Raw genomic sequence first — 11,845 nt, 5'->3', positions numbered from 1 at the left:
TCAGACTGAAGGATGATGCGGTTGACGACAGCTCGATGGCAGACTGTGAGCCATGATCAGTGTTCAGGGATTGACAAAGGTCTACGGCCAGAATCAGGTGGTCAGTAACCTCACCTTCGATGTGAAGCCCGGTCTGGTGACCGGATTCCTCGGACCGAACGGTGCAGGTAAGTCGACGACGATGCGCATGATTCTCGGTCTGGACCGGCCCACCGCCGGAACGGCAACCATCAACGGGAAGCTGTACCGCGACCTGAAGAATCCGTTGACGCAGGTCGGGGCCCTTCTCGACGCAAAGTGGGTGCATCCGAACCGATCGGCTCGCAACCACTTGCGGTGGATGGCGGCAGCGAACGGCATACCTCTTCACCGCGTCGACCAGGTCCTCGCCGATGTCGGCCTGACCGAGGTGGCGGGCAAGAAGGCAGGCGGCTTCTCGCTGGGTATGTCGCAGCGTCTGGGCCTTGCCGCCGCACTGCTCGGCGATCCCGGGGTCCTGCTCTTCGACGAACCGGTGAACGGACTCGATCCGGAGGGCATCGTCTGGATTCGAAAGTTCATGCGCGCCTTGGCTGACCAGGGTCGTACTGTGTTGGTCTCCAGTCATCTGCTCACCGAGATGGCGCTGACGGCAGAGCATCTGATCGTCATCGGCCGCGGACAGTTGATCGCCGACTCATCGGTGAAGGATTTCACCGGTGGGGCGATGGTCACCGTACGTGTGCGGAGCCCTCGGCTCGCCGAACTCCAATCGGCCTTGGCGGCAGCCGGACTGCGGTCCGTGCCGGTCGCCGATGAAGGCTCGGGGCCGGCACTGAACCTGGAGAACGTCACCACCGATCAGATCGGTGACGTCGCTGCAGCCAGCGGGATCGGCCTGCATGAACTCTCCAGTACAACTGCGTCGCTCGAGGAAGTGTTCATGTCGATGACGGCCGGTGCCGTCGAGTACCACGGCAACGAATCGATGGCGACCAGTGCACAGCAACCGCCACCGGGGTGGCAGTCGAATCAGCCACCGCAGCAGACGTGGAATCAGCAGAACGTGAACCAGTACGGAGGGGGCAACTGATGCTGACACATTCAATTGCAGCTGAACGCATCAAACTACTCACCACCAAGTCGCCGTACTGGTGTGTCGGCATCGTGATCGTGCTGGGCCTCGGCATGGCCATACTGTTCGGCCTGGTCGACGACGGAGGGACCAGCATCGACAGTCTTGACGCCTCAGACTTTCTGTTCGGGGTGAGCGGTTTCGGTGTTGTCGTCCTGATGATCATGGCCGTATTGGCGGTGACGAGTGAATATCGCTTCGGCACGATCCGAACCACTTTTCAGGCCATCCCGAATCGGCACAACGTGTTGTTCGCCAAAGCTGTTGTCTACGGGGGTCTGGCCGCCGGCATCACGTTTGTGCTCGCTGTGTTGGCGATCGTGCTGGGTAAATCGTTGTCCGGCAGTGACTTCGATCTGCTCGGATCCGATGCGGTACGGATGTACTGGGGAGTACCGGTCTATGCGTTCTTCTCGGCGCTGATCGCACTGGGCCTGGGTGCGATGATCCGGCAGACAGCCGGTGCGATCGTCATCCTGCTGGTATGGATGCTGGTGCTGGAGAACGTGCTCGCGTCGATCCCGAAGGTACAAGACTGGATTGGGCCGTTCCTGCCGTTCGTCAACGGCGACCACTTCCTCTATGGCGGCGGCAACGGGTCGAGCGTCGATTTCCACTGGAATGAATACGGTTCGCTCGTTTACTACATCGTGTTTGCCGCGGTGGTCTTCGGTGCCGCGATCTATGTCACCGACCGTCGCGACGCCTGAGTCCTCACACTCCGAGGCGCCACAGTGGATTCACCGGTCCGTGGCCTGCCCCGAGCGGGTAGGCCGCGGACAGTGAACGGGTCACCCACGCTTTGGCGAAACGGACCGCGGCCGGCACCGAATAGCCGTGGGCCAGTGCACATGTGATCGCTGCGGCCAGCGTGTCGCCGGCCCCGTGGTCGTGGGTGGTGTCGATGCGCTTGGCGGTCAGTTCGATGAAGTCCGATCCGTCGAACAGCAGGTCCGGACTGTTCGGATCAGACCGCAGGTGGCCACCCTTGACCAGTGCCCACTGCGCACCGAGGGCGTGCAATTCCCGGGCGGCAGCTTCCTGACTGGCCCGATCGGTCACCTCGATGCCGGTGATCAGCCTGACCTCGTCGAGGTTCGGCGTGATCACGGTGGCAATCGGAATGAGCTTGCTGCGTAAAGAATGCATCGCCTCATCGGCCAGCAGTTGGTCGCCGTGCATGGACGCACACACCGGGTCGACAACGAGTGGGATGGACCGGCCGCAGCCGATGTCGAGGTCGCCGGCGACGTCGACGATCGCGTTGATGATGTCGCCGGAGGCGAGCATGCCGGTCTTGGCTGCGCTGATCCCGATGTCGGTGACAACCGAGTGGATCTGGGCGGCCACCACCTTGGGGGGTATCGGATGAAATCCGCTGACCCCCAGACTGTTCTGTACGGTGACCGCCGCCACCGCCGTGGTGGCATGTACGCCAAGCAATGCCATGGTGCGCAGGTCGGCGTTGATGCCCGCGCCGCCACCGGAATCCGTCCCGGCGATGGTCATGACACGGATCGGGCTCTGGCCTGGTTCGGCGAGCGGCAACAGTGGTGTCTCATTCATGTTGCAACCGAATTCGCCTCGGTCAGCGGCAGATACACGGCGCCTCCCTTGTCGCGGAACTCCTGGGACTTGGCCGCCATGTCGGCCGCCAACTTGCGGTCGATGTCGTCCTGGGTCACCAGGTTGTGTTTCTGCGCGTATTCGCGGACATCGGCGGAGATGCGCATCGAGCAGAACTTGGGACCGCACATCGAGCAGAAGTGGGCGGTCTTGGCCGGCTCGGCCGGCATCGTCTCGTCGTGATACTCCACAGCGGTGTCGGGATCGAGCGAGAGGTTGAACTGGTCGTTCCAGCGAAACTCGAAGCGTGCCTTCGACAGTGCGTTGTCCCGCTCCTGTGCTCGCGGATGTTCTTTGGCGAGGTCGGCGGCATGGGCGGCGATCTTGTAGGTGATCACGCCGACCTTCACGTCATCCCGGTTGGGTAGGCCCAGATGCTCTTTGGGTGTGACGTAACAGAGCATCGCGGTGCCGGCCTGGGCGATCATCGCGGCGCCGATGGCAGAAGTGATGTGGTCGTATGCAGGCGCGATGTCGGTGGCAAGGGGGCCGAGTGTGTAGAAGGGGGCTTCTTCGCAGAGTTCCTCTTCGAGTCGGACGTTCTCCACGATCTTGTGCATGGGGACGTGGCCCGGACCTTCGATCATCACCTGCACACCAAAGGATTTGGCGATCTTCGTCAGCTCGCCGAGCGTGCGCAATTCGGCGAATTGTGCGGCATCGTTCGCGTCGGCGATCGAACCCGGACGCAGGCCGTCGCCGAGCGAGAAGGTGATGTCGTATTGCGCAAAGATGCGACAGAGTTCGTCGAAGTGTGTGTAGAGGAACGATTCTTCGTGGTGCGCGAGGCACCAGGCCGCCATGATCGAACCACCGCGCGAGACGATGCCGGTGACGCGGTTCGCGGCCAGCGGCACATACCGCAGCAGCACACCCGCATGCACCGTCATGTAGTCCACACCCTGTTCGGCCTGCTCGATCACGGTGTCGCGGTAGATCTCCCAGGTGAGCTGAGTCGGATCGCCGTTGACCTTCTCCATTGCCTGGTAGATGGGTACGGTACCCACCGGCACCGGTGAATTGCGCATGATCCATTCGCGGGTGGCGTGGATGTCTTTGCCGGTGGACAGGTCCATGATGGTGTCGGCTCCCCATCGGGTGGCCCACACCATCTTCTCGACCTCCTCGGCGATGGACGACGTGACCGCGGAGTTCCCGATATTGGCGTTGACCTTCACGGTGAAGGCTTTGCCGATGATCATCGGCTCCGATTCCGGATGCCGGTGGTTGGCCGGGATGACGGCTCGGCCTGCGGCCACCTCTGCGCGGACGAGTTCGGCGGGCAACTGTTCCCGTGCCGCCACGTAACGCACCTCGTCGGTGATCAAACCTGCTCTGGCCCAAGCTAGTTGGGTGCCGGCACCGTTGATGGGTGCGGGTCGTTGCCAGGTATCGCGAGTCTTCGGGAGGCCGGCTTCGAGGTCGAATTGTGGGTCGGTCTCGGTGTAGGGGCCGGAGGTGTCGTACAGGTCGTGATGCTCACCGTTGGACAGGTGCACGCGCCGGCCGGGAACGCGCAGATGGTCGATCTTTTGGTAGGTCTTCGAGCTGCCACGAATGGGTCCGGTCGTGACTGAATGGACGGCTGTCGCCATGGTATTTCTCCCTACGCCGGCATTATCCGGTCAGGTTCATACGGTCGACGGCCGCCTGCCGTCCTCTCAGCCCTCGGATCGAAGAGCCCCCGTGCTTGTGAAGTTGTTCTCGGCGTAGCTTACGTCACCGTCCGGAGTTTTGGTGGGCAGGATCCGTTCGGGTAGTTGGTTCACGGCATTGTTCCGGGCCCATCGGTCATACTCGGCAAATGGTCTATGGGGTCCTCGCGGCCGTGTTCGCCGCGCTCGCGTACGGCACCTCGTCCGTATTGCAGGCATACGGTGCGCGCCAGTCCAAACAAGATGCGGTGGCAAGGGGCGATACCGGGTTCGAGACCGCCACCGGCGGTCCGACCATGCGCGCCACCATCGCTGCAGTACTGACCGGTGCGTTCATCGTCGGTACCGTTCTCGATGTCCTCGGTTTCGCTGGCAACGCCGTGGCCTCGCGCCTGGCTCCGCTGTTCTTGTCTCAGACCATCGTCAGTTCGTATCTGGTTGTCACGGCGATCCTCGGGATCTTTGTCCTCGACATCAAACTGCTGCTCCGGGACTGGATCGCGATCGGCGCGGTGGTGGGGGCGCTCGTCGCGATCGGACTGTCGGCAGATGAGGACGGGACCGGTCATGATGGGATGTGGTTCCACTGGGGTGTACTCGTGGTGGCGTTTGCCTTGGCGGGTCTGTCCTTCGGGCTCGTCCGGTGGCTCGGTTCGCGGGCGGCGATCGCCGCCGGACTCGGTGCCGGTGCCATGTTCGGGATGGTCGCGGTGTCGGTGCGAATTCTCAACGGGGTCTCCGATTTCAATATCATCGAGATCCTGTCCGACCCGGCCGCCTACGCGATCCTGTTGACCGGTGCCGGCGGCTACTACCTGAACACCGTTGCGTTGCAACTCGGCTCGGTGAATGCGGCGACGGCGGCGGTGGTGGTCGGTGAGACGGTCCTGCCTGCGATTGTCGGCATCATCTGGCTCGGCGACGATGCCGTGCCGGGACGGACCTGGCTCGCTGTCACCGGGTTTGTCGTGGCGGTGGCCGGGGCGATGGTGATCGCGTGGTCCGGTGCCGCGCAGGCCGCCAACGCCGCCGAAGCAGGCAAAGACGTTGATGCTGCCCGGCTGGCAGACTGACCGCGCCCTGCCTGTGAGCATTACTTATCGAATAGCCCGGTACGTCTGAATTCTTCGTACGTAAACTACCTGTTTATGACAGCGCCCAATAACGCCGCCGCCTCAGTTTCGCGTGATCTCGCAAGGATCGCCAGGGCGCTGCGCGCGGGTGCGAACAAGAGTGCACTGCCGTTGAGTTCGTTGTCGGCGCTGTGGGTACTGCTCGACACCGGGGTACCGATTCGACTGTCGACGCTGGCCGAACGCGAGAATCTCACGGTGCCGACGATGTCGCGGATCGTCACCGGTCTCGAACGAGACGGTCTGGTGGTGCGTACCGCAGATCCGGCGGACGGCCGGGCGAGCCTGCTGGCGCCGAGCGAGACCGGAATCGAACTGGGCAACGGCAATCGGTCTCACCGGGTTCAGGTGCTGGAGAAGGCTCTGGCCGGGCTGGACGAGACCGAACGGGATGTCCTGGCGCGGGCCTTGCACAAGATCGCCGAGGAGTTGGCCGAACGCCCCGAGCAGTGAGTGCTCAGTCGCCGAGCTCCATGATCACCGGAGCATGATCGCTGGCGCCCTTGCCTTTTCGTTCTTCACGGTCGATCTCGGCGTGGGTGACCCGGGCTGCCAGTGCCGGTGAACACAGACTGAAGTCGATGCGCATTCCCTGCCGCTTGGGGAACCGGAGTTGGGTGTAATCCCAATAGGTGTAGACGCCGGGTCCGGGTGCATGAGGCCGCACCACATCCGCGTAGCCGGTCTTGACCATTGCCTCGAATGCGTTGCGTTCGGGTTCGGAGGTGTGCGTCTTGTCTTCGAAGAACGCCGGATCCCACACGTCGTCGTCGGTGGGTGCGATGTTCCAGTCCCCGGTCAGCGCGATCTGTGCCTGCGGATCATCGGCCAGCCATTTGTCGGCGTTGTCGCGTAGCGCAGCCAGCCATTCGAGCTTGTACGCGTAGTGCGGATCGGTGAGGGAGCGGCCGTTGGGTACATAAAGGCTCCATACCCGCACACCGCCGCAGGTGGCGCCGAGCGCTCTGGCCTCCAGGACCGGAGCCACTTCAGGGTCCTTGGTGAATCCGGGCTGGTTGTCGAACTGGCGCGCGACGTCCTCGAGGCCGACGCGCGAAGCGATCGCCACGCCGTTCCACTGGCTGAAGCCGAAGGTGGCGACCTCGTACCCGGCGGCCTCGAAACCCATCGCCGGGAACTGCTCGTCTTTGCATTTGGTCTCCTGCATCGCCAGGACGTCGATGTTCGACCGTTCGAGCCAGTTGACCACCCGCTCACTGCGGGCGCGGATGGAGTTGACGTTCCAGGTGGCGATTCGAAGCATGCAGCAAGTTTTTCACACCGGTGTGTCCGCGCAGGTCTGCGCCCGGTGATTGTGGATCCCGTGGGCGTAAGGTGAGCCAATCGGGACCTATCAGGTTCTCAATCAAGGGATCGCCACATGGCAGACAAATCGCCCCGTCAAGGTATGAAGACCGGCAAGTCCCTGAAAGAAAAGCGCGCCATCAAAAAAGGCAAGTCCGATGCCGCGCCTGGCGAGACCAACTTCACTGGCAGCAAGAAACGCTGAGGTGCCCAGACTTTCTGTTGGGATACTGGCGCATTCGGCCAAAGAGAACGAGCGTCGACTGCCTGTCCATCCGCGGCATTTCGTGGACCTCGATGAGGACCTGCGCCCATACATTCAGCTCGAACACGGTTACGGCGAGCATTTTGGCGTCACCGACGCCGATCTGCTGCCGTATGTCGGACGAATTGCGTCCCGCGCGGAATTGATCGCCGACTGCGACGTCATCCTGCTTCCCAAGGTGCAGGCTGCTGATCTCTTGGAAATGCGTGTCGGACAAACGATCTGGGGCTGGCCGCACTGCGTGCAGGACACCGCCCTCACCCAGATCGCCATCGACCGTCGATTGACGCTCATCGCATTCGAGGCGATGAACCATTGGGGGGCCGACGGTCGCTTTGCCCTCCACGTCTTCCACAAGAACAATGAACTGGCCGGCTACTGCTCGGTGCTGCACGCGCTGGAGCTGGCAGGCAAGACCGGCGACTACGGTCGCCGGCTCAAGGCCACCGTCATCGGTTTCGGAGCCACCGCACGCGGTGCGGTGACCGCACTCAATGCGCACGGCATCGGCGAGGTGCACGTGTTGACCAACCGTGACGTCGCGGCGGTCGGCTCACCGATCCACGGAACCCAGATCGTGCAGCTCGAGTACGGCGAGCGCGGTGACCCGGCCAGTATGTCGGCGCAGACGCCGGATGGCATGGTGTCGGTGGCCGAGTTCCTCTCAGGTAGCGACATCATCGTCAACTGCGTCCTGCAGAACACCGACATGCCGCTGACCTTTCTCGACGAATCCGACCTGGAGGCGTTCGAAGCGGGCAGCATCATCATCGATGTTTCTTGCGACGAAGGCATGGGCTTCAGCTGGGCCCGCCCGACGACGTTCATCGAGCCGTCGTTCACCGTCGGCAACAATGTCCTCTACTACGCGGTTGACCACAGCCCTTCCTACTTGTGGGACTCGGCGACCTGGGAGATCAGTTCGGCGTTGCTGCCGCATCTGAGTGTGATCATGGATGGGCCTGCGGCCTGGGATGACGCACCTGTCATCTCGCGGGCGATCGAGGTCCGCGAAGGTGTGGTCTCGAATCCATCGATCCTGTCGTTCCAGGACCGCGAAGAGGTGTACCCCCACGTGTTCCGGTCGGATCGCGCTGTCGCCGCCGTCGGCTGATCATCGGACGAAACAAGGTCGCAAGCTGGCGCTAACCTCGTCGCTGCAAAGGCTCGATACCGTTCGGCATGACCCATGCAACCGAGATCTCGGAGTCCTCCGAATATCTTCAGAAGCGTCAACTGCGTAAGGGCACAGCCGGGTGGGTTCTCCTCGCCGGGCTTGGTGTCAGCTATGTGATCTCCGGTGATTACGCCGGATGGAATGCCGGTCTGCTCGAAGGCGGATTCGGTGGTCTGCTCATCGCGTCGGTGATCATCGCCGCGATGTATTTCGCGATGGTGCTGGGGATGGCAGAGATGTCATCGGCGCTGCCTGCCGCCGGTGGTGGTTACACCTTTGCCCGGCGGGCGTTGGGGCCGTGGGGTGGGTTTGCCACCGGCACGGCGATCCTGATCGAGTACGCGATCGCCCCGGCAGCCATCGCCACCTTCATCGGCGGCTACGTCGAATCGCTGGACCTGTTCGGGATCTCCGACGGTTGGTGGGTTTACCTCGCTGTGTACGTGGTCTTCATCGGCATCCACCTCGTCGGTGCGGGCGAGGCCCTCAAGGCGATGTTCGTCATCACCGCGATCGCGCTTGTCGGGCTGGTCATCTTCGGTATCGCCGCCATCGGGAGTTTCGACACGGGGCTGCTCACGGACATCGCCGCTGATCCGGATGCAACCGGATCGTCGGATTTCCTGCCGTTCGGCTATTTGGGCATCTGGTCCGCGATCCCGTTCGCGATCTGGTTCTTCCTGGCCATCGAAGGCGTGCCGCTGGCCGCGGAAGAAGCCGAGAACCCCGAGAAGAACGTGCCGCGCGGCATCATCGCGGCCATGGGCGTCCTGCTCCTGACCGCTGCACTGGTGTTGTTCCTGGCCACCGGCGCGCTCGGCGCGCAGGGTGTCGGCGAATCGGCGAACCCGCTGGTCGACGCGATCGACGGCAGTGCCGCAACGGTCGTCAACTACATCGGGCTGGCCGGTCTGGTCGCGAGCTTCTTCTCGATCATGTACGCCTACTCGCGTCAGCTGTTCGCATTGTCACGGGCCGGCTATCTGCCGACGGCACTGTCGGTCACCAACAGCCGGAAGGCACCGACCTGGGCGCTGATCATCCCGGGCATCATCGGATTCGCGCTCACCTTCACCGGCGAGGGCGCAATCCTGTTGAACATGGCCGTCTTCGGGGCCGCGCTCAGCTACGTGCTGATGATGGTCAGTCACATCGTGCTCCGGGTTCGTGAGCCTGATATGCCACGTCCGTACAAGACCCCGGGTGGGGTCTACACCACCGGTTTCGCTCTCGTGATCGCCATCGCCTCGGTGATCGCCACCTTCCTGGTCGACACCACGGCGGCGCTCTGGTGTCTGGGCGCGTTTGTCATCTTCATGGCCTACTTTGGTTTGTACAGCCGCAAACACCTGGTGGCGAACTCGCCCGACGAGGAGTTCGCCTTGCTCGCAGAGGCAGACGAGGAAATGGAATAAGGCGTGACGATCTATCGACACACGCTCGCCGGCACCACCTACATCTTCGACGGGTTGGTGGAGTTGCTGGCGAAAGCGACACCGGCCCGTAGCGGGGACGAATTGGCCGGGTGTGCAGCCGAGTCGGATACCGAACGGGCGGCCGCACAGTGGGCCCTTGCCGATGTGCCGTTGACGGTGTTCTTGACCGAGGACGTGGTTCCGTACGAGACCGATGAGGTCACGCGGTTGATCATGGATACCCATGATGCGCAGGCATTTTCGACCGTTGGATCGTTTACTGTCGGGGAGTTCCGGGACTGGTTGCTGGACGTGGCGGCCGGACCTGCGGCCGACGCCGCTGCGACGTTCACTTCGGTGTCTCGAGGGGTGACGCCGGAAATGGCGGCGGCGGTGAGCAAGCTGATGCGCAATCAGGATCTGATCGCGGTGTCGCGTGCGGTCTCGGTGGTGTCGGCGTTCCGGACCACCATCGGTCTGCCGGGAACGCTGGCGACCCGACTACAACCGAACCATCCCACAGACGATCCGACGGGGGTCGCCGCGGCAACTCTCGACGGATTGTTGCTCGGCTGTGGGGATGCGGTGATCGGGATCAATCCGGCGACCGATTCACCGCACGCGACATCGGAGTTGCTGCATTTGCTCGACGACATCCGGCAGCGGTACGAGATTCCGGTGCAATCGTGTGTGCTCTCGCATGTCACCACCACGATCGGTTTGATCGAGGCGGGGGCGCCGGTGGATCTGGTGTTCCAGTCGATAGCCGGAACCGAAGGCGCCAACAAGGGTTTCGGTGTCGACCTCGCGGTGCTGCGCGAGGGGAACGAGGCAGGGAAGTCGTTGCAGCGCGGGACCGTCGGCAACAATGTGATGTATCTGGAGACGGGGCAGGGGTCGGCGTTGTCGGCGGGCGCTCACATCGGGACCGGTGGAAAGCCCGTTGATCAACAGACATTGGAGACGCGCTCGTATGCTGTTGCGCGCGAACTCGATCCGCTGCTGATCAACACAGTGGTCGGGTTCATCGGCCCCGAATACCTGTACGACGGCAAGCAGATCCTGCGCGCCGGTCTCGAAGACCACTTCTGTGGGAAGTTGCTGGGTCTGCCGATGGGGGTGGATGTCTGTTACACCAATCATGCCGAAGCCGATCAGGACGACATGGACAACCTGTTGACGCTGCTCGGGGTCGCCGGTGTGCCATTTGTCATCACCGTGCCCGGCGCCGACGATGTGATGCTCGGGTACCAGAGTTTGTCGTTCCATGACGCGTTGTATGCCCGCCGCACACTGGGTTTGGCTCCGGCCCCCGAGTTCGCCGCCTGGCTTGACCGGATCGGCATGCTCGGTCCGGACGGCCGGGTGCTGGATCTGGCACCGGAAGCGTCGCCGCTGCGCTCGCTCGCCGGTCCGGTGGCCCGATGAGTGAACTGTGGGATGCGCTGCGTCTGCGCACGGCGGCACGAATCGGGCTGGGGCGCACCGGGGATTCGCTTCCGACGACGCGGGTGCTCGAGTTCGCCACTGCGCACGCGGCGGCCAGGGATGCGGTTCACCAGCCACTTGACGTCGACGCGCTGGTTGTCGACGTCGCGGCGGTGGGTCTGGGGGAACCGCTGTTGGTGACTAGCCGGGCTGCCGATCGCAGTGAGTACCTGCGCAGGCCGGATCTGGGTCGGATGCCGGCAGATCTGGATTCCGTGGATGAAATCGGTGCCGATATCGGCATTGTTCTGGCCGACGGGTTGTCTCCGATTGCGCTCGCCGAACACGGCGCGGGCTTGCTTTCGGCTTTGAAAGAGGTTTTGGCACCGAGCTATTCGCTCGCCCCACCGGTGATCGCCACCCAGGCCCGGGTGGCGTTGGGTGATCACATCGGGGCGGCCCAGAAGGTCGGAACATTGATCGTCATCATCGGCGAGCGTCCGGGACTGTCGGTCGCCGACAGCGTCGGGATCTACCTGACACACTTGCCGACGCCGGGGCGGGCCGATTCGATGCGCAACTGCATCAGCAACATCCACCCACCCGGCGGTCTGGGCTACGCCGACGCCGCCCGGGTGTGTGCGGCGCTGGTGGAAGGTGCCCGCACACTGGGACGCAGCGGCTTTGAACTCAAGGACAACAGTCGCTCGCTGACCGCTGACTGAGG

12 protein-coding genes are annotated in these 11,845 nt (G+C 63.1%); 9 read left to right on the top strand and 3 right to left on the bottom strand.

The features are described from left to right. Positions 1-52: 52 nt before the first annotated feature. Entirely contained in the window at positions 53-1,072 is a 1,020-nt protein-coding gene (locus AC1TQG_RS24915; RefSeq protein WP_482141251.1) for an ABC transporter ATP-binding protein, read from the top strand. Beyond that, a complete protein-coding gene (locus AC1TQG_RS24910) occupies positions 1,072-1,824 on the top strand; it encodes an ABC transporter permease (protein ID WP_482141249.1) in 753 nt (250 codons plus the stop codon). The genes AC1TQG_RS24915 and AC1TQG_RS24910 overlap by 1 nt, the downstream gene beginning before the upstream one ends. Before the next feature lie 4 nt (positions 1,825-1,828). On the opposite strand, the gene thiD is transcribed toward AC1TQG_RS24910, so the two are convergent. Then, positions 1,829-2,680, bottom strand: a complete 852-nt coding sequence (gene thiD, locus AC1TQG_RS24905; protein ID WP_482141247.1) for a bifunctional hydroxymethylpyrimidine kinase/phosphomethylpyrimidine kinase — start codon at positions 2,678-2,680, stop codon at positions 1,829-1,831. Then, positions 2,677-4,335, bottom strand: a complete 1,659-nt coding sequence (gene thiC, locus AC1TQG_RS24900) for a phosphomethylpyrimidine synthase ThiC (protein ID WP_482141245.1) — start codon at positions 4,333-4,335, stop codon at positions 2,677-2,679. The genes thiD and thiC overlap by 4 nt, the downstream gene beginning before the upstream one ends. Positions 4,336-4,544: 209 nt before the next feature. Between thiC and AC1TQG_RS24895 the strand changes: the two genes are divergently transcribed. Together AC1TQG_RS24895 and AC1TQG_RS24890 are read left to right on the top strand one after the other, a co-directional pair. Then, positions 4,545-5,468 (top strand): hypothetical protein, encoded by a 924-nt coding sequence (locus tag AC1TQG_RS24895; RefSeq protein WP_482141243.1) that lies wholly within the window; start codon positions 4,545-4,547, stop codon positions 5,466-5,468. 75 nt (positions 5,469-5,543) lie between these two features. Then, the gene (locus AC1TQG_RS24890) at positions 5,544-5,981 is read left to right on the top strand and encodes a MarR family winged helix-turn-helix transcriptional regulator (protein ID WP_482141241.1); all 438 of its coding nucleotides are present in this window, start codon (positions 5,544-5,546) and stop codon (positions 5,979-5,981) included. A 4-nt stretch (positions 5,982-5,985) separates the two neighbouring features. On the opposite strand, the gene AC1TQG_RS24885 is transcribed toward AC1TQG_RS24890, so the two are convergent. Further along, complete coding sequence (locus AC1TQG_RS24885) at positions 5,986-6,792, bottom strand: exodeoxyribonuclease III (protein ID WP_482141239.1); 807 nt, start codon at positions 6,790-6,792, stop codon at positions 5,986-5,988. 117 nt (positions 6,793-6,909) lie between these two features. On the opposite strand from AC1TQG_RS24885, the gene AC1TQG_RS24880 reads away from it, so the two are divergent. The 5 genes from AC1TQG_RS24880 to eutC all read left to right on the top strand — a co-directional run bounded on the left by AC1TQG_RS24880 (position 6,910) and on the right by eutC (position 11,843). Further along, the gene (locus AC1TQG_RS24880) at positions 6,910-7,038 is read left to right on the top strand and encodes a hypothetical protein (protein WP_482141238.1); all 129 of its coding nucleotides are present in this window, start codon (positions 6,910-6,912) and stop codon (positions 7,036-7,038) included. Then, complete coding sequence (locus AC1TQG_RS24875; RefSeq protein ID WP_482141236.1) at positions 6,992-8,212, top strand: N(5)-(carboxyethyl)ornithine synthase; 1,221 nt, start codon at positions 6,992-6,994, stop codon at positions 8,210-8,212. Before AC1TQG_RS24880 ends, AC1TQG_RS24875 begins: the two co-directional genes overlap by 47 nt. A 68-nt stretch (positions 8,213-8,280) precedes the next feature. Further along, positions 8,281-9,690: an ethanolamine permease gene (eat, locus tag AC1TQG_RS24870; protein WP_482141234.1), complete on the top strand. Its 1,410-nt coding sequence runs from the start codon at positions 8,281-8,283 to the stop codon at positions 9,688-9,690. 3 nt (positions 9,691-9,693) lie between these two features. Next, on the top strand, positions 9,694-11,118 hold the full coding sequence (locus AC1TQG_RS24865; protein ID WP_482141233.1) for an ethanolamine ammonia-lyase subunit EutB: 1,425 nt from the start codon (positions 9,694-9,696) through the stop codon (positions 11,116-11,118). Beyond that, on the top strand, positions 11,115-11,843 hold the full coding sequence (gene eutC / locus AC1TQG_RS24860; RefSeq protein WP_482141231.1) for an ethanolamine ammonia-lyase subunit EutC: 729 nt from the start codon (positions 11,115-11,117) through the stop codon (positions 11,841-11,843). The genes AC1TQG_RS24865 and eutC overlap by 4 nt, the downstream gene beginning before the upstream one ends. Positions 11,844-11,845: the final 2 nt, after the last annotated feature.

This window comes from Williamsia sp. Y844 (genome assembly GCF_056786475.1).
The sequence above is the reverse complement of the archived record's forward strand: the minus strand, read 5'-3'. Positions and strand labels throughout refer to the sequence as shown.